The organism is Marinobacter persicus (genome assembly GCF_900114155.1).
GTDB lineage: Bacteria > Pseudomonadota > Gammaproteobacteria > Pseudomonadales > Oleiphilaceae > Marinobacter > Marinobacter persicus.
Genome location: NZ_FOSC01000012.1, coordinates 131839 through 149597, shown reverse-complemented (window position 1 = coordinate 149597; position 17759 = coordinate 131839). Strand labels below are relative to the sequence as shown.

Below are 17759 nucleotides of genomic sequence, written 5' to 3'. Positions count from 1 at the left end.
TTCAGATTTCCTTCCGGCCTTTAAGACGATCCACCAGAGCGGCGACTTCCACGATTTGTTCTTCGAGGTGGTGAATGGAGTCCTGGGCTTCGGTCATCAGATTGGTGGCGCTGTCGCCCAGGTCGTTAATGCTGACGATGCGATTGGAGATTTCCGAGGAGGCCTGGTGTTGCTGCTCGGCGGCGGACGACACGCTGTCGCAGGCCGAGGAAATCTGGTCAATGTAACCGACCAGCTCTTCCAGGGTTTCTTCTGAGGCCGCTGCGTCTTCCACGGTTTTGCGGGCGTAGCTATCGCACCGGTCCATGGAGGCGGTGGCGTTATCCACCACTTGCCGGAACCGGCTCAGGGTGCTGGTGATCTGCTCGGTGGTGCTCTGGGTACGCAAGGCCAGGCTGCGCACCTCATCCGCCACCACGGCAAACCCTCGCCCGGCTTCGCCGGCCCGGGCCGCTTCAATCGAGGCATTGAGCGCCAGCAGGTTGGTCTGTTCAGTAATTTCGCCGATGGTGTTCAGCGCGTCGGTCACGCCCTTGCTGGCTTCGGTCAATTCACCCACCCGTTTTGAGGCTTCGGCCAGCTCGGTCGACAGCGAGTCCATGCTGCTGCGGGTTTCATGGGTGATCGACTGGCCCCGGGACACGCCGTCATGAGCCATGCGCACCTGCTCCAGCATGTCCGTGGCATTGCTGGCCACTTCACTGGAGGTCACGGACATCTCTTCGCTGGCCGAGGCAATGGTATCGGTGGCGGAGGATTGCTCTTTCACGGCCTCGCTGGCATCGCTACTGCGCCGGGTGGTTTTGGTCACATCCAGTTTCAATTCATTGATCAGATCGTCCATGCGCTTGACCACCGAATCCAGCTCCGCCGCCTGCTCGGTGATCACCAGGTCCAGACTGGCGACATCGCCGTTGCCGTTCACCAGAATGCGCTCGGCCACGGTGTCATCGACAATCGCCCGTGCCCGACGCACGCATTTGCGGAAAGGCGCCAGCAGTTTGTAGATGGCGCCACCGCCGGCAGCCAGCGACAGCAACCAGATGGCCACCGACGCTCCCACGGATTCCGTGGCGCCGTGGGCAATGGAACTGGCGGTAAACACCAGTGCCAGGGCAATCATCAAGCGGGCCGTCAGTGGCAGGGTCCGGGGCAGGCGGGCCGGTTCCACCGGGCCTTTTTTCGGCTGACTCTCCCGCAATTTGGCGTACAGCTTCTCCGCCCTGTCTTTGGCTTTCGGCTCCAGACGGGTACGGATGGACTGCAGTTCTATCAACTCACCCTGTGAGTTGGTGATGGGAATGGCGTAGGCACGTACCCAGTAGTGATCACCGTTTTTGCAGCGGTTCTTCACCGCACCCAGCCAGGGCTCACCGGCTTTTAACTGTTGCCACATCTGTTCATAGGCGGCCCGGGGCATGTCCGGGTGGCGGATGATGTTGTGGGGTTGGCCAATCAACTCTTCGCGGGTGTAACCGCAGATCTCCAGAAACTCGTCATTAACATGAGTGATCTGCCCCTTTGGATTGGTGGTCGAAAGAATATTAGCGCCAGGTTCAACCGGCACTTCGCGTTGTGTAACGGGTTCGTTTATGCGCACTCCGTGCTCCTGAACAGGTATCCCGGATATTTTATTGGTTGATATGACAATATTGTTTCAAGACAGACATCGGCATGGATGGACACATTAACGACAGGCGCGCGCACTGGCGATTGACCCAGGTCAAAAAACAACTTTGTATTGTTTTTGTACACATAACGCGCACCAAAACAGTGCAAAACAAGGCCTGATTGACCAAACCTGCCCCGGGAACGCTCTTTTTTAACCCCCTCTGATAATCCTTCTGGCCGTATCTGTCGTAAACAAAGGCACTATTTTTCTAAGGAATAAGCTCGTGCCACACCGCGATCTATTGCTGAACGAACAGGAAACCCGTCGCCTGGAAGATCTCTATGCGCTGGATGTTCTGGACACACCGCCCGAGGAACGGTTCGACCGCATAACCCGGCTGGCCAAATCCATTTTTGGCACCCCGGTGGCGCTGGTCAGCCTGCTGGATCGCGAGCGTCAGTGGTTCAAATCCAACCAGGGGCTGGCGGTCAATGAAACACCGCGCAGCATCGCCATTTGTGAACACACGGTGCGGGAGGCGTCTCATCTGGTTATCCCGAACCTCAGCGAGGATGAGCGGTTTCGGGACAATCCTCTGGTCACCGAAGACCCGAAACTGAAGTTTTACGCTGGTGCGGTGCTGCGTAGCCTGAACGGCCATCCACTTGGCACCCTGTGCATTCTTGACTATGTGCCCCGGCAGTTCAGCAACCAGCAGGTGGCCGTGTTGCAGCAGATTGCCGCCATGGTGGAGCGGGAACTGAACGAGGGCTATCGGTTGCAGGTCTGGCGGCAGTCCCTGTTTGAACAGATTCTGTACCAGCACGACGGTTTGCCCGGCGAACGGCTGTTTGCCGAGCGCTGCGAGCGCACGCTTGCCCATGTATCGTCCGCCGCCATGGTGGTAATGGGCATTAACGAATACGACTTATCGATGCTGGAATTGCCTTCCGATCAGCAATTGCTACTGGACAAGGAGCTGGCCCACCGGGTGGCCCTGCTGTTTGAAACCGCTGACCATGTCGCGACTTTGGGGCACGGCCGTTACGCCGCGTTGTACGTGCTGGACAACCAACCGGCTACCCGCACCGCCAGCAGAAAACATATGCGATACGTGGGTGCCAGAGCCTTGCAAAAAGCATTCGCGGAACCACTGGCACTGGACAACCGGCGCCTGTATCCGACGGTAGGCGTGAGCATGTACCCGGACAACGGGCAGGCAGTGGATCAGCTACTGATCAAGGCTGAACTGGCCCGGCCCGGTAAAATGGCCCGCTCCACCCGTGCCGTCAGCTTTTATGACTCAAAGGAAGAAGCTCAGCTGCAACGCTCGGTCATGGTGGAAAACCGCCTGCGCGAGGCCATCGCCAATAATCGATTGCGGATGAACTATCAGCCCAAGTTCGATCTGGCCAGTGGCCAGGTATCCGGGCTGGAAGCTCTTGTACGCTGGCACGATGCCGAGCTGGGGGAAATCTCCCCGGCGGAGTTCATTCCGATTGCCGAAAACACCGACATCATCCGGGATCTGACTGACTGGGTTCTGGCGGCGGTTTGTCATCAATACAGCGAATGGAGGCAGCAGGGGGTGGCCGAAGGCGTGACCGTGGCGGTGAACCTGAGCGCCGATGACCTGCTTCGCCCCAATTTCCTGCAATGGCTGCGGGCGTTACTCGACCACACCGGCATGCCGGCCAGCGCATTGATCCTGGAGATTACCGAAGGCAGCCTGATCGACAATGTGGAACTGGCTGCCGAACACATTCGGGAGGCCAAGGCGCTGGGACTGTCGGTGCACATTGATGACTTCGGCACCGGCTATTCCTCGCTCAGCCAGCTGCACCGCCTGCCACTGGATGCTCTGAAAGTGGACCGCAGCTTCGTGCATGAAATCGGTACCCGCAGTACCGGCGAGATGGTGACCACCGCTATCATCAGCCTGGCCAAGAGCCTGCGGTTGTCTGTGGTCGCGGAGGGTATTGAAACCGAAGATCAGTTGGCGGAGCTGCGCAAGCTGGGCTGCGACAGCGTGCAGGGCTTTTTGTTGTCCAGGCCGCTGGAAGCCGGCCTGGTTGCTTCCTTGTTGGGCCAGCGGCTTTAAGGCCTCGGCAACCGATACTGCCCCACCAACTCATCGACCCGTTTGACGCTACCTTCCAGCTCGTCGGCCAGGCCGCTCACCCGGCTGGCTTCATCCGAAACTTCAGTGTTGCGGGTCGCCACGGCATGAATGTTCTCGTTGATCTGCAGTGACGTCGCTGCCTGTTGCTCGCAGGCCGCGGCAATCTGGCTGTTCATGCTGCTGACGGCTTCAATGGCCTGCTCAATCCTGTCAATCGCCTCCGATGCGCTCTGAATCGCACGGTTGGACTCGCCCGAGCGGCTGCGGCCCATTTCCATGGCGGCCGTCGTCGCTTCTGACAGGTTTTTCAATTCCTCCACCGTGCTGCGGATGTCGTCGGTGAACGCCTGGGTACGACCGGAAAGAGAGCGCACTTCATCCGCTACCACCGCAAAGCCCCGGCCATGCTCACCGGCGCGCGCGGCTTCAATGGCGGCGTTCAGGGCCAGCAGGTTGGTCTGGTCGGAGATATCGCTGATCGAGCCGGTCACTGCGGCAATGGATTCCACTTTTTCTGCCAGCTGGCTGACCATCCGGGCGCTGTCCTCCAGTGCCTGGTTGGTCGCGTCGGTCATGGTTCGGGCGTTGTCCATGGCCCGATTGCCGGCATTGGAGGCGCTGGCCGCATCCGTCGCGGCCTCGGAAGCCTGCTGGGCGTTCTGCGCCACTTCCTGAATGCTGGCCGACATCTGGTTACTGGCGGTGGCCACCTGGTCGGCCTGCTGTTGCTGGTCGGTTACGTGCCGGCGGGTGGTTTGGCTGGCCTCGGCCAGTTGATCGGCATTTCGGCGCAAATCATCCGACAGCTCCCGGAATTGTTCGATCAGTGCGCAGGATTGCTCCATCATCTGGTTGAATGACCTGGCATTCACGCTCCGGTCATCCGCCGGCAGCCGGCCGGTCAGATCCTTGTCAGACTCAAAGGCGGACACCACGGCGACCATATCAAACGCCCGCTGGCGCTCCTCGGCCATTTGCCTGGCGAAGTACACCAGAATGCTGGCCTCGAACACCACGAACGCCGCGTGCAAGAAGGCGATGCCCCAGCTACAGCCATAGTTGTAGATCATCACCGGCATGCCGCCCACCTGCGCTTCCGCCAGCTGCAGGCCAGTCAGCAGCAGATGGTGCACGGCGATCACGCCAGCGGCCACCACCACCGGCAGCCAGTCCCGGTAGATAATCACCAACGCCAGGGCAGAGAAAATATGGAAGTGCATTTCAATCCGGCCCATCTGGGCCTGGATCATGATGGCAGAGAACAGCATCAGCCCGGCGGCAAACAGCGCCGAGCAGGCACGGGTCCCCCGCAGGGTGAAATAACCAGCCACCATTAAAACGCCCACCAGCAACGAGGCCACGATGGCAAAGGTATGGGTGCCGTAGCCCCAGGGCACCAGCAGGCCTACCACCGGCACGTGGGCCAGCAGGATGATCAGCATTTGTTTGTCGGTGATCAGCGCCTGTTCGCGGGTCAGATCATCGGTGTTAACAGTGGTGGTCACGGGCTACCCTCAGGATTGGCCAAGAAGTTTCTGTATATCCGCCTGCACCCGGTCAAGGTCCAGCTCCGGCGAGGCGTACAGCAGGTGACGGCGGTTGTCGGGAGTGACCGCATAGATGCGGGCGCTGTGGTCAAAGTCGTAATTCTCGCCCGCACCGGTCTTGCCGGCGTATTCGGAAAAGCCCATAGCCAGGCGCTGGGCTTGTGCTTGCGTGGCAGGCCGCACGGCGCGGAAGTTTTCGCCCAGGGCCGCCATGGTGGCATCCAGTGACTGCTGGCTGTCCCGCTCCGGGTCGAGGGTGACAAACACAAAACGCACCGCGTCACTTTCCAGGCGCTGGTGCAAGTCCAGCAGATTGGTCAGCTGCAGCGGGCACACGGTGCCGCAGTTCTGGTAACCAAAAAACACCAGCCGAAGCTGCTCGTCTCCGGCCTGGTAGCCAGGCAACCCGGGCACCGGCAAATCGGTCTTGAAGCCGTAGTAACCGCTGTCTTTGGTGATGTGCCCCAGCAGGGGCAGGGAAAGCAGCAAGCCGAACAGGAGGACAAAAAGCCCGGCCCGTGCGTGAGATTGTTTCATGCGCTAATAATCCACCTGAGTTAGGCAGCAAACGGACTTAATAGATATATTGACGGCCAGAAACGCTGGCTCACGATAGGTTCTTTCCGAGCCCACACCGTTGATATACGTCAATTTGCGTGGGCAGATCAGTCACGCTCTAAACATCATTGATTCCTGCCGGCTCACGCAAAACTGAAGCACCGGGTGGTTCACCACGCCGGCTTCTGCCATCATTCAGCTGACACTTGTCAGGGAACGAAGCCGAATCACCGTGAAACACGATTGCCATTACCACCCCGGTGAACCCGCCAAATGGCACTGCGGCCAGTGCCAGTATTATTACTGTGCCCGCTGCATGCCCGATGCCGACACCCGCAGCCGCCAGGCACTGTGTCCCCATTGCAGCCAGGCCATGCGTTACCTGGGCGCGGCCACGGAGGTGGTGCCGTTCTGGCACCGGATCGGCGCGTTTTTCCGTTATCCCTTTCACACCGATCCGCTGGTGGTCATTGCCATCTGCACCCTGGTGCCGGTGCTGGCGCCAGCCAATCTGCTGGGCGCCTTGGTCTGGCTGGTGCTGGCGCTGGCGCTGTTCAAATATACCTATGCGGTGATCAACCACACCGCCGAGGGGCATCTGAAACCACCGCCCCTGGCCACCGCCTTCACCGGCAGCGGTTTCAACATTGTCATCCTGCAATTGCTGGTATTTGTTCTGATGGGCGCCCTGGTGGTGACGGCCGCCATGCTCGGCGGCCCGATACTGATGCTACTGGTGCTGGCTTTTGCGGTGCTGGCCCTGCCGGCCAGCATCATGGTACTGGCCATGGAGCGCTCGGTGGGGGCGGCGGTCAATCCGGTGAACCTGGCGGTGTTGATGGCCCGCATCGGCAGCCCGTACTTTCTGCTGTACGGCTACCTGATCCTGTTAACGGTCGCCTCGGGTGCCGCCCAGGACTTTGCGATGACTCATTTCCCTCGCTGGGCCGCACAACCGCTGAGCGGTTTCCTGAATAGTACCTTCACCCTCATACTGTTCCACATGCTGGGATACCTGTTATTCCAGTACCAGGAAGAGCTGGGTTTTGCCTCGGATATCCAGGATGACGACGAAAACAACTCCGACAACCGCCAGCGCGACCGAAGTACCCGCTTCGATGCCGACCTGGACATGAACCTGAAAGACGGCCATTACGAACGGGCGCAGGCATTACTGGAAAGTGCCCTGAAAAACGACCACAACAACCCGAAACGGTTGAGCCAGCTCTACAAATTGCTGACCGCCCGTAACGACACAGCCACACTCTGCCGATACCACCCGAGGCTTTTCGCCTGGCTCTGCGATCAGCACGATGGCGCGGAAATGCAAACATTACTGGGTCGCTTAGTGAAGGTGCAGGAGAATTTCCAGCTGGACGACCCGGCACTGTCTGTCCGGGCGGCCGAAACGCTCTACCACGCCGGCCACTACCGTTCAGCTCTGCGATTGCTCAGGGACTTCCACAAGCGCTTCCCGGACAGCGACCAGTTGGCCCCCGCCTACCTGCTGGCGGCCCGGATACTGGCCAACGGTCTGCAGCAGTGGGACAAGGCCAGAGCGTTTTTGCTGTTCATCAAAAAGCGCTGCGCCGGGCATCCGATTCACGGGCAGATTGACACCTGGCTGCAACAGGTCGAACAACAACAGCCACTGAAGGGCCCGAGGGCAAATTTTCAGGCCGGGGAGTGATTATCGCCGTGCAGAAACTGACGGTAGTGGCGGGCCTTTGTCGCCATTTGCTGCTTTTCAAATTCGGCGATCATCAGCCGACAGGCTTCTTCCACCACCTCCGGTGAGGCACTCTTGCGCAGTCGCTCGAAGGCTTTCTCGGCGGTTTTCATGTCCTGGTGCCTGAGGCTGGCAAACAGAACCCGGTTGTGGTCATCCGCCGCCAGCGGCCGGTAGCTCTCACCCTTGCCCAGATACTCCTGCCAGATGGCGATCATTTTCTCCGGCTGCCGGCCGGCGAGCAGCTGTTCCATGTATTCCCGGGCCCGCTGGTGGTAGGCCGGCTGGTCTGGCCGGAGTTTGGCCAACTGATAGAGGTGCTCCAGCAGTACCGGGCGCTCCGGATACTGCTCCCGGAGGGCTTCAAACTGGCGCCGCGCCTGGTCAAATTCCAGCTGGGCCAGACTGTTCATGGCCCGGGCATACTCCGCCGTGAATTGGGCGTCCTGTTCTTCAGGCTCAGGCTCGAAGAATTCCTGCTTCACCTGCAGCCATGTTTTGCCAAACAGCCACACCAGCGCCGCACCCGCCAGCAAGCCACCGGCATGGGCCATGTAGGCAATGCCGGTGGCACCGGCAAACCAGTAGTCGTAGATTTCCTTGCCCAGCCAGACCGGCAGAATGGCCAGCGCCGGCGCACGAAAGTAATTGAAATAGACACCCAGAAACACGAAGAAACGAATCTTCTGCAGCCCGTAAATGGCCACGTACATGCCCATCAGACCGGAAATGGAACCGGAAGCACCCACCAGCGGCGTAGTGCTTCCCATGGAGAAACCGGTAAAGACCAGCCCGGACAGGGCGCCACATAGCAGGTAGGCCAGCAGGAAGCGACCCGGCCCCAGGGCTTTTTCCACGGTAAAGCCAAGCAGAAACAGGAACACCAGGTTGCCGATAATGTGGCCCCAGCCACCGTGCAGAAACTGATAGGTCACCAGTGTGGAAAGCGACAGCTCGGCGGGCACCAGCCCCAATTGATAGGCGCTGATTCGGCTGAGCCACTGCTGCTCGATGGTACTGCGGTATTCCTGCCAGTAGCGCCGGTCGGCCGGCGCCCAGATCAGGCCGGCATTGTCTTGCAGGTAGCGGTAAAACTCCCGATCGGTCAGCAGGGTGACCGCCTGCCAGAGCCGCTCGTTATCACGGCGCAGGGATTCAAACCGCTCAAGGTCCCGCACCCGGCCGGTGTTATCCTCAAACCGGATCTGCCGTTCCAGGTAGTCTTCGTAGGCGGGGGCTTCCAGTGCCAGCAGGTCGGTGTCCAGATACTGCTCCAGCGCTACCCGCATCTTGCGGTCGTCATCGCCCTGGTAGAACAGGAAAATCAGCAGGCAAGCCATCATCAGCCCCAGTGTGACCCAGGGCGGCTTGCGCCAGTTAACCGAATTCTCCGCGGGGATGATCAGCATGCTATCCGTGTACCTGCCAGACGTTCCATAGCAACAGGATAGCCACCACAAGGATCGACAGCCAGGTCAGCAGTATGCCGATCATACGGGCCTTATGTGGGCCACCCCTGCCATTGATCATGCCCCAGGCGTGCAGAATGCGCCCCACCACCAGCGCCATGCCGCTCCAGTACACCAGGGTGGCCGACACGCCATTGATTTCTGCCAGCCCGAGCATCAACAGGCCCAGTGGTGCGTGCTCGATCAGGTTGGCGTGGGCACGCACGGAGGCTTCGAAATCCGGGTCGTTGTTCACCCCCAGGCCCTGGCGGTATTTGAGCCGGTATTTGACCACGTGGGCAGAAAGCACCAGCAGCAACAGGCCGGTAACGGCCGCGAAAACAGCGGTAATCGGAGCAACCATGTAACTATCCTGATTTGTCGGGTGATTTCAAAAGGCCAGGATCAAGCCAGATCGGCCAGGGCATCCGTCATGAGTTTGTGGCAGCGGGCCATCAACTCGGAGACATCTTCCGGGCCGAGGTCGGCGGTTTCCACCGGCGGCAATATACGCACCGGCACCGGTTTCCGACGACCACTCAGGCCCTGTGATTCTCCCTTATAGGGCGCCGCGCACACCAGGGTAATCGGTGCGCCGGCGGCAATCGCCGTGTGAAAGGCCCCTTTCTTGAACTTGCCCAGACCGCGACCCCGGCTTCGGGTGCCTTCTGGGAATACCCAGATACTCTTGCGTTCGCGCACAATGGCATCGGTGGTGGCACGCATGGCCGCGACCGCTTTTTGCGAGCGCCCGCGATCGAGAATGATATTGCCGCCCAGCCAGAACACCTGGCCGAAAAACGGCGTCCAGACCAGCGAAACCTTACCCACGGTGACCGTGCGTGGTGGCAGCAGATCCGCCATGATGAACAGGTCGTCGTTCTGCTGGTGATTGGCGATCACCACCGTGGGACGATCTGTCGGCATGTTTTCGGCACCTTCCAGGGGGCGGCGCATGCCCAGCAAGAAGCGCCCGGTTTTTGCCACTACCAACCCGAGCAGGCGGTTGTTATCGGGATTGAACGGCCGTGCCAGGTACGGCACCAGTGCCACCATGCAAATCAACGGCACACTGGCCCAGGCCAGCACTTTTCTCAACACTGCCATACTGCTTTTCTCATACCTTAAAATTTGGCGTACAAGTGTACGCTAAACCGCCCGGGCAGCAATACCGGTGTGAACACGATATGATGCAGCAAACTCCAACATGGCAAGGACTTCATTGTGCGCAACGAATTAGCCGCCCTGGACGTTCACCCGCTGCGGCAGGAGCTGTACCGGGAGCTGCATTCCCGGCCGTTCCAGGTCATTCCCACCGAGGCCCGCATCACTCACATCGCGGTCCTGACCAGCCCGGAACAAAGGGCCCGGCAGTTCCTGCACCTGCAGAAACTGCACCGGCTGATGGGTGAACCCTGGCCCGAGCGGGAAGTGAGCTGCTACGAACACAGCCTGGGTGATTTGCAGATCCGCCGGGAAGTGCATACGGAGTTTACCACCTACACCTTCATCAACCTGGCGAAGTCCGACACCGCGCCCTTCGCCGACACCGGCCTGAGCCTTTTGCCGGAGGGCTGGCTGTCGGAACTGGAAGGCACGGTGGTGGCCGCCTTTCACATCGAGGTCCGGCCGTCTTCCGAAGACGTGCGCAGCGAGCTGGCCTTCATGCGCCGGCACTTTGAAGGCATGCGCCTGGTGGGCAGCAGCCCGCTGGAAGGGGCCGCCCGCATACTCGGCTCATTCCAGCTGCACAGCGATGATTTCGGGCGTTTCATGGTGCTCAATCACAAGATGTCCAACAGCCAGCTGGGCCGGCTGGTCCAGCGGTTGATGGAGATCGAGACCTACCGGCTGATGTCCCTGCTTGCCCTGCCCCTGGCGCGGGAGCTTACCCCGGCGCTCAACGACATGGACCAGACCATGTCCGAGCTGACCCAGGCGCTGGCCGACAACGAATCCCTGAACGAGCAGGAACTGCTGGCCAAGCTGACCAATATCGCGGCCCGGATCGAAGCCTTCCGGGCACGCTCCACCTTCCGGTTTACCGCCACCCGGGCCTACTACCGGCTGGTGCTGACCCGGCTGGACGAGCTGCGGGAAAACGAGGTATCCGGGCACCTGACGTTCAGCGAGTTCATGACCCGGCGCCTCACTCCCGCAGTGAAAACCTGCGAGTCGGTGGGCGAGCGGCTCGAAGACCTTTCCCGGCGTGTCGACCGCGCGTCCGAGATGATCCGTACCCGGGCGGATCTGGCCATCCAGAGCCAGAACCAGCAGTTGCTCAGTTCCATGGACCGGCGCTCACGAATTCAATTGATGATGCAGCACACGGTCGAAGGTTTCTCGGTGGTGGCCATTTCCTATTACCTGATCAGTCTGCTGAAGCTGGGCATGGATGCCCTGGACGAATCCGGCATCGGCTTCAACAAGCCGCTGGTACTGGGCATTACCATTCCGCTGGTGATGACCCTGGTGTTTGTCGGAGTGCGGCGCATTCACCACCGCTTTATCCGCATGGCCAGGCACCAGTAGCCTCCGGGCAGCGATAGCAGGTGTTCAGGTGAAGCGGGGATCACCGGCATGCTGGCGATAAAACTGCTGGGCCGTTCGGCCATTGCGAACGCCCTTGCCGGTGGCAAAGCGAACCGCCTCGAGGTGCAGTTGCTGGCGGTCGGCCACATTCGGAAACAGGGCATCGATGGCCTGCAGGTAAATGTCTTTGGAGAAGGGATAGAACGACAGCTGCAGGCCGAAGCGGTCCGCCAGCGACACCTGTTCTTCAATGGCCTCGGCCGGATGCAGCTCGCCACCCCGTACGTCGCTGGCCAGGTTGTCGGCCATGAACTCCGGCATCAGGTGCCGTCGGTTGGAGGTGGCGTACACCCGCACGTTTTCCGGTGGCAGCTCCAGTGAGCCTTCCAGCACGCTTTTCAGCGCCTTGTAGCCGGACTCGCCCACATCAAACGACAGGTCGTCGCAGTAGATAACAAACCGGAACGGCAGCTCACAGATGTCGTCCACGATCTCCGGGAGGTTGACCAGATCGTCCTTGTCCACCTCGATCATGCGCAACCCCTGCTCCCGGTAACGGTTCAACAGGGCCTTGATCAGTGACGACTTACCCGTGCCCCGGGAACCCCACAGCAGCGCATTGTTGGACGGCTGACCCGCCAGGAAGCGCTCGGTGTTGCGGGCCAGGGCCTGTTTCTGGCGGTCGATACCGGTCAGGTCCTGCCAATCCACCGGGTCCAGACGGCGGATGGCCCGCAAACCGGAGCGATGACGGCGCCAGAGCGCCGCAGGCGATGTGTTCCAGTCAATTCGGGGGTCGGTCACTATCAAGGCTCCTTTTTTGTGGGGACCGTCATGGAGCATCAGACACTTCAGCGAAACGCGTCCAAATTCTGGCCATATCTGACTGTCAGTAGGTAGTATCTGTAACTACAATGGAAAACTCGACAACACGGAAACGCCATTTTGTCTATCCGCCCGCCTGATACCGGCAGCACTCTGTCTGCCAGCCGCCTGTTCTGCGCCCCACTGGTGTTCCTGCTATTTTATCTCCTGGCCGCTCTGCCTGCCCAGGCACAAGTCGACCCCACACAGACGGTTACCATCGGCGTGGTGGCTGACAACGAACCCTACACCTTTTTCGAAGGGCGCAAACCGACGGGCTTTTCCATCGATGTACTGAGGCTGATCGAACAGCGCAGCCATCTGCGTTTCGACATCCGTGCCGGCAGCTGGCCGGATATCTACGCGGCCTTCCTGCGCGGCGACCTGGACGCGATTGACGGTATTTCCTGGCGCCCGGATCGCGCGCAAACCATTCGTTTCACCGAACCTTACCACACCCGGGAAATCTACCTGCTGCAGGACAGCGAACGGCCCCTGCCCCGCATTCGCCAGCTGGAGGACCTGGCAGGTCTGAGGGTAGGCATGGTGGAAGATATTTTCTACGGTCAGGAGCTGCTGGATGCCGGGCTGTCGGTGAACCAGTACGATTCCCTGCCCAGCCTGGTGCGAGCCCTGGCTTTTGGCTGGATTGACGCCGCCGTCGGCCCCCGGCTGACCCTGGAATACCTGTCCAACAAGAATGGCTTCCGGTTTCTGGAACTGCACGGCCCGGCACCGCTGGAGCGCTTCAGCGGCGAGGATTTCCGTATTGGCGTCAGCATCGACAACGCCGCACTGGCACAGGACCTTCAGCAGGCGCTGGATGCCATTCCGGACACCACTATCGATAACCTGCTCAAACGCTGGCAGGAATTTGGCGGCAACTACAGCGTCGACACAAACGGCAATCTGCCGCTGGACGCCCGCCAACGGCAGTACCTGGCCAACCTTGGTCCCATCCGGGTTGGTTTCATGGAAGACTACGCCCCGTTCAGTTTCGCCGACGGCGGCCAGTTGCGCGGCCTGAGTGTCGACATCATGGACCGTCTGGCCGATATCACCGGCCTGCAGGTGATTCCGGTGCCGGCCCAGTGGCAGGAACTCACCGCCATGCTCAAACGCGGCGACATCGATGTGCTTGCCAACATGTCCTATCGCCCCGAGCGGGAGTCCCTGGCCCGTTTCACCGAGCCCTACCACAACATACCCAACGTGGTGTTCACCCTGGATGAAACCCTGGCGTACGAACGCCTGGAGGATCTGGCCGATCAACGGGTGGCCCTGGGCACTGGCATTTATTACGAGGCAAGCGTGCGGGACCAACTGGACGATGACCAGGTCATCGCCTACACCGCCCAACAGGATATGTTCCGTGCACTGAGCAAGGGTAAGGTGGATGCCGTACTGACCGCCCTGCACTCGGGCAACTACTGGATCCGGGAACTGGGCATCAGCGGTGCGCGCATTGCCGGCGAGCTGCAAATCCCGGGCATGGCCGGCGAAGATCTGCGTTTTGGTGTGCGCCCGTCACTCTCACCGCTGGCCGACATACTGAACCAGAGTCTGGCCAGCATGACCCCGACGGAAAAGCGGGTGATTGAGAACCGCTGGCTGGGTGCCAGCCTGGCATCCGGCAGCGAGCAAAGCGGCACCGTTCAGTGGACCGCCGGTCAGCGGCAATGGCTGGAGCAACGCCAGCGGCAAATCACCATCTGTGTCGACCCGGACTGGATGCCTCTGGAGGGTGTGCGTGAGGGCCGGCACACCGGCCTCTCCGCCGACGCCCTGGCCCTGTTCAGTGAACGTGGCGACATCCGGTTCCGGCTGCTGAAAACCGACAGCTGGCAAGCCTCGGTGGAGGCTGCGAAAGAGCGCCGCTGCGATATCTTTCCGCTGGCCATGGAGACCCCCGAACGCCGCCAGTACATGGATTTCACCACCCCCTACCTGGAAGTGCCGAACGTGGTTCTGGGCCGCATCGGCACGCCCTTTATCCAGCGCCTGGCCGATCTGGACAGCCAACCGGTGGGCATTGTCGAAGGCTATGCCTACGCGGAACTGCTCAAACAACGAAACCCGTCGCTGAACCTGGTCACCGTCGGCTCCGAGGAGGAGGGTCTGCGCCGGCTGCAGAACGGCGAGCTGGCCGGCTATATCACCACCCTGGCCACCGCCAGCTATTACATGCAGTCACTGGGGCTGGCCGACCTGAAAGTACTGACCAGGGTACCCTCCGACTGGACATTGTCCATGGCCACACGCAATGATGAACCGGTGCTGCACGGCATCATGCAGAAACTGGTGTCCAGCCTCACGGCCGAAGACCGGCGAAAACTGGAAAGCAACTGGCGCCAGTTCGAGATCAAGCAAAAGGTTGATTACACCCTGCTCTGGCAGATACTGGCAGCCGGCATTGTGATCACCCTGCTGTTGTTCTACTGGAACCGAAAGCTCGGCCGACTGAACCGCGAACTTGCCTCGGCCAACGCTGCACTTTCCTACCTGAGCGTGACCGACGCATTGACAGGGCTGGGTAACCGCACCTTCTTTGACCGGGAATTCGAGAAAAGCTTCCAGTGGTGCCAACGCCACCAGCAGGGCTTCGCTGTCGCCATGGTGGACGCCGACCTGTTCAAACAGATCAACGACACCCGCGGCCACCATGTGGGTGACCAGTGTCTGAAAACACTGGCTACACTCATGCGTGAACACTTCCGCCGGGACACTGATCGCCTGTCACGCTTTGGCGGCGAAGAATTTGTGTTGTTTACCAGCTACCGTGAAATAGCTGACATCATTGCCCGGCTGGAAGGCTTCCGTGAAGCCGTCGCGGCCTACCACGCCCGGCAGGAAAAGCCGGAACTGAGCCTGACGGTCAGCATTGGCCTGGCCTATGGTATACCCGGCCCCGACAGCGCACCCGCCGAATACCTGCGGCTGGCTGACCAGGCGTTGTACCGGGCCAAACACAACGGTCGCAACCGGCTCGAAAGCGCGCCGGTGACCGACCGGCAACCGCCACCCACCCATCTTTGAAGGAGACTGGCATGGCACGTATTTACGATGACAACTCACTGTCGATTGGCAACACCCCGCTGGTGCGGCTGAACAAGGTCAATAACGGCGCCACTATCTGGGCGAAAATCGAGGGGCGCAACCCGGCCTACTCGGTCAAATGCCGTATCGGTGCGGCGATGATCTGGGACGCCGAAAAGCGTGGCGTGTTGAAACCGGGCATGACCATTGTCGAACCCACCAGCGGAAACACCGGTATCGCCCTGGCCTTTGTCGCCGCCGCCCGAAACTACAAGCTGGTGCTAACCATGCCCTCCTCCATGAGTCTGGAGCGACGCAAGGTTCTCAAAGCCCTGGGCGCGGAACTGGTGCTGACCGAGCCGGCAAAAGGCATGGCCGGGGCCATTGCCAAAGCCGAGGAACTGGTGGCGGCCGATCCGGACAACTACTTTCTGCCCCAGCAATTCGAAAACCCGGCCAACCCTCGCATTCATGAAGACACCACCGGTCCCGAAATCTGGAACGACACCGACGGTGAGATTGATGTGTTCGTAGCCGGCGTCGGTACCGGCGGAACCCTCACCGGCGTGTCCCGCTACATCAAAAACACCTGTGGTAAAGCAATAACCACGGTGGCGGTGGAACCCACCGATTCACCGGTCATCAGCCAGGTATTGAACGGCGACGACCCGAAACCGGCGCCCCACAAGATCCAGGGCATCGGCGCGGGTTTTGTGCCTGGCAATCTGGACATGAACCTGCTGGACGAAGTCGTCGCCGTTACCAATGAAGATGCCATGGCCATGGCCCACCGGCTGATGCAGGAAGAAGGCATTCTGTGCGGCATTTCCTGCGGTGCGGCGGTGGAAGCAGCGGTACGCATCAGCCAGAAACCGGAATACCAGGGCAAGAATATTGTCGTGGTGCTGCCGGATTCCGCTGAACGTTACCTGTCTTCCGCCCTGTTTACAGACAAGTTTGGCGAACAGGAAACGGTTCAGTAACCCGCCCACCTGTCTGGGTTCAATGCCCGGGTTCGTCGTTTCTCACCCGCAGAAAACTGGCGAACCTGGGCAAGCCGGTGGCGGTAAGCCCCCGGTACCGAAAAGTGATCACGCTGCCGACAGGCGGCGGGCTGGCCCGCTCACGGTCACTGAAGCCGGTGCCTATCCGCATCTTGCGGCCGTCATCAAGCCGCACCACCAGTGCACCCAGGCTGCCCCGATATTTCCCCTTGCCCCGGGTATGGCCAATCACCACAGCCTCGGCATCCTGATGGCTTTTCACCTTTAGCAGATCATCGGAACGCCCGGCACGGTACAGGCTGTCTTTGCGCTTTAGCATCAGCCCCTCTCCACCGTTTGCCTCGACCGCCTGCAGCTCAGCCATCAAGGCCCGGTGGCTTGCCACCGGCTGTTGCTCCACAAGCACCAGGTTGTCTGTTTCCGCCGCCTTCACCAGCGTCTGTAACTGCCGGTAACGACGATAAAAAGGCAGATCTTCCAACGGCAGATCAAAAACATGGAACCGGATTTCCCGCCACTCTTCAGCAACGGGATGAGCCTTGCGCACGGCACCGGATAATTGCGCGAAGCGCTGCCGGCCCGACCAGAGTTCCCCGTCCAGTGGCTGGTCGGGGAAACCATCGGTAAAGCCCTCGGGCACTTGGTAGGGGTGCCCACCCCGGGACATCAACCGCTCGCCATCCCAGTAGGCGCGCACGCCATCCAGCTTTTCACTGAGCCAGTAACCGGCCAGATCCACATCCGGATGGTAGTGATTGGCCAGGGGAATGGCCGGTGGCTGCGCCAGGGCCGGGGACTGGAAAGGGCCGCCGATCGCACAGAAAAGAAGTGTAAAAACCAGCGCCCGCAAGCGGGGGCCGGAGGGCAGGTAATGGGGCATGATCCGTTGCCTTTGTCTTTTCGTCCGTGTTTACCGGCAGCGACAACCCGGTGCCGTTGCCGGAGCCATACCATCAGAACATCAGCTGGCCTTGGCGGCCTCGTAGTCCCGCACCATTGCATAAAGCTGGTCTTTCAGATTCAGACGCACTTTCTTGCGCTCTTCCAGATACTCATCGGAGCTGTGCTCGGCGCCGCTTTCAATGCGATGCACCTCGTGGTCCACCTCATGGTATTCATCAAACAGCTTGGCGAAGTGGTTGTCCTTGGTTTTCAGCTCATGAATGGTGTCTTTTGAGTTCGGCAATTCGTGAAGCAGGTCGTGTTTTTCCAGAGACATGGTTGTTTTCTCCTTGGGTCCTGAATGCTGTACACCTACACCCTCTCACTGTAGATGGGTCTGTGTCACCCCCGTTTGACCAGGATCA

General features: G+C 60.3%; 14 protein-coding genes. 5 read left to right on the top strand and 9 right to left on the bottom strand.

Annotation, left to right across the window (positions count from 1 at the left end):
- Position 1 precedes the first annotated feature (1 nt).
- Positions 2-1600: a methyl-accepting chemotaxis protein gene (locus BMZ63_RS13860; protein ID WP_091706402.1), complete on the bottom strand. Its 1599-nt coding sequence runs from the start codon at positions 1598-1600 to the stop codon at positions 2-4.
- 295 nt (positions 1601-1895) lie between these two features.
- Between BMZ63_RS13860 and BMZ63_RS13855 the strand changes: the two genes are divergently transcribed.
- On the top strand, positions 1896-3713 hold the full coding sequence (locus BMZ63_RS13855) for a sensor domain-containing phosphodiesterase (protein ID WP_091706401.1): 1818 nt from the start codon (positions 1896-1898) through the stop codon (positions 3711-3713).
- Here the strand turns inward: BMZ63_RS13855 and BMZ63_RS13850 are convergent.
- Positions 3710-5239: a methyl-accepting chemotaxis protein gene (locus BMZ63_RS13850; RefSeq protein WP_227663610.1), complete on the bottom strand. Its 1530-nt coding sequence runs from the start codon at positions 5237-5239 to the stop codon at positions 3710-3712. The genes BMZ63_RS13855 and BMZ63_RS13850 overlap by 4 nt on opposite strands.
- Before the next feature lie 9 nt (positions 5240-5248).
- Positions 5249-5818 (bottom strand): SCO family protein, encoded by a 570-nt coding sequence (locus BMZ63_RS13845; RefSeq protein ID WP_091706399.1) that lies wholly within the window; start codon positions 5816-5818, stop codon positions 5249-5251.
- A 253-nt stretch (positions 5819-6071) separates the two neighbouring features.
- On the opposite strand from BMZ63_RS13845, the gene BMZ63_RS13840 reads away from it, so the two are divergent.
- Positions 6072-7529, top strand: coding sequence for a tetratricopeptide repeat protein (locus tag BMZ63_RS13840; RefSeq protein WP_091706397.1), 1458 nt, complete (start codon positions 6072-6074; stop codon positions 7527-7529).
- Here the strand turns inward: BMZ63_RS13840 and BMZ63_RS13835 are convergent.
- Genes BMZ63_RS13835 through BMZ63_RS13825 form a run of 3 tightly spaced genes read right to left on the bottom strand, consistent with a single transcriptional unit; the run spans position 7514 to position 10123 of the window.
- Positions 7514-8977 (bottom strand): rhomboid family intramembrane serine protease, encoded by a 1464-nt coding sequence (locus tag BMZ63_RS13835; RefSeq protein ID WP_091706396.1) that lies wholly within the window; start codon positions 8975-8977, stop codon positions 7514-7516. The genes BMZ63_RS13840 and BMZ63_RS13835 overlap by 16 nt on opposite strands.
- A gap of 1 nt (position 8978) precedes the next feature.
- A complete protein-coding gene (locus BMZ63_RS13830; protein ID WP_091706394.1) occupies positions 8979-9380 on the bottom strand; it encodes an MAPEG family protein in 402 nt (133 codons plus the stop codon).
- 41 nt (positions 9381-9421) lie between these two features.
- The gene (locus BMZ63_RS13825) at positions 9422-10123 is read right to left on the bottom strand and encodes a lysophospholipid acyltransferase family protein (RefSeq protein WP_091706392.1); all 702 of its coding nucleotides are present in this window, start codon (positions 10121-10123) and stop codon (positions 9422-9424) included.
- A 117-nt stretch (positions 10124-10240) separates the two neighbouring features.
- Here BMZ63_RS13825 and BMZ63_RS13820 point away from each other — a divergent pair, with 117 nt between their 5' ends.
- On the top strand, positions 10241-11548 hold the full coding sequence (locus BMZ63_RS13820; protein ID WP_091706390.1) for a DUF3422 family protein: 1308 nt from the start codon (positions 10241-10243) through the stop codon (positions 11546-11548).
- A gap of 24 nt (positions 11549-11572) precedes the next feature.
- On the opposite strand, the gene BMZ63_RS13815 is transcribed toward BMZ63_RS13820, so the two are convergent.
- Positions 11573-12391, bottom strand: coding sequence for an ATP-binding protein (locus BMZ63_RS13815; RefSeq protein ID WP_091706388.1), 819 nt, complete (start codon positions 12389-12391; stop codon positions 11573-11575).
- A 102-nt stretch (positions 12392-12493) separates the two neighbouring features.
- Between BMZ63_RS13815 and BMZ63_RS13810 the strand changes: the two genes are divergently transcribed.
- Positions 12494-15448 carry a transporter substrate-binding domain-containing diguanylate cyclase gene (locus BMZ63_RS13810; RefSeq protein WP_227663608.1) on the top strand — a complete coding sequence of 985 codons (2955 nt, stop codon included), beginning with the start codon at positions 12494-12496 and terminating at the stop codon, positions 15446-15448.
- Between the two features lie 11 nt (positions 15449-15459).
- Positions 15460-16431: a cysteine synthase A gene (gene cysK / locus BMZ63_RS13805; protein ID WP_091706387.1), complete on the top strand. Its 972-nt coding sequence runs from the start codon at positions 15460-15462 to the stop codon at positions 16429-16431.
- A 19-nt stretch (positions 16432-16450) separates the two neighbouring features.
- Here the strand turns inward: cysK and BMZ63_RS13800 are convergent, their stop codons facing one another.
- Both BMZ63_RS13800 and BMZ63_RS13795 read right to left on the bottom strand, forming a co-directional pair.
- Positions 16451-17332 carry a DNA ligase gene (locus BMZ63_RS13800; RefSeq protein ID WP_091706385.1) on the bottom strand — a complete coding sequence of 294 codons (882 nt, stop codon included), beginning with the start codon at positions 17330-17332 and terminating at the stop codon, positions 16451-16453.
- Positions 17333-17413: 81 nt separating this feature from the next.
- Entirely contained in the window at positions 17414-17671 is a 258-nt protein-coding gene (locus tag BMZ63_RS13795) for an HP1242/YdcH family protein (protein ID WP_091706383.1), read from the bottom strand.
- Between the last annotated feature and the right edge of the window lie 88 nt (positions 17672-17759).

Excerpts from the sequence above, each read along its gene's own strand:
- BMZ63_RS13800 (WP_091706385.1), bottom strand. The coding sequence starts at position 17,332 with ATGCCCCATTACCTGCCCTCCGGCCCCCGCTTGCGGGCGCTGGTTTTT.
- BMZ63_RS13830 (WP_091706394.1), bottom strand. The coding sequence starts at position 9,380 with ATGGTTGCTCCGATTACCGCTGTTTTCGCGGCCGTTACCGGCCTGTTG.
- BMZ63_RS13795 (WP_091706383.1), bottom strand. The coding sequence starts at position 17,671 with ATGTCTCTGGAAAAACACGACCTGCTTCACGAATTGCCGAACTCAAAA.
- BMZ63_RS13845 (WP_091706399.1), bottom strand. The coding sequence starts at position 5,818 with ATGAAACAATCTCACGCACGGGCCGGGCTTTTTGTCCTCCTGTTCGGC.
- BMZ63_RS13825 (WP_091706392.1), bottom strand. The coding sequence starts at position 10,123 with ATGGCAGTGTTGAGAAAAGTGCTGGCCTGGGCCAGTGTGCCGTTGATT.
- BMZ63_RS13835 (WP_091706396.1), bottom strand. The coding sequence starts at position 8,977 with ATGCTGATCATCCCCGCGGAGAATTCGGTTAACTGGCGCAAGCCGCCC.
- cysK (WP_091706387.1), top strand. The coding sequence starts at position 15,460 with ATGGCACGTATTTACGATGACAACTCACTGTCGATTGGCAACACCCCG.
- BMZ63_RS13815 (WP_091706388.1), bottom strand. The coding sequence starts at position 12,391 with ATGCTCCATGACGGTCCCCACAAAAAAGGAGCCTTGATAGTGACCGAC.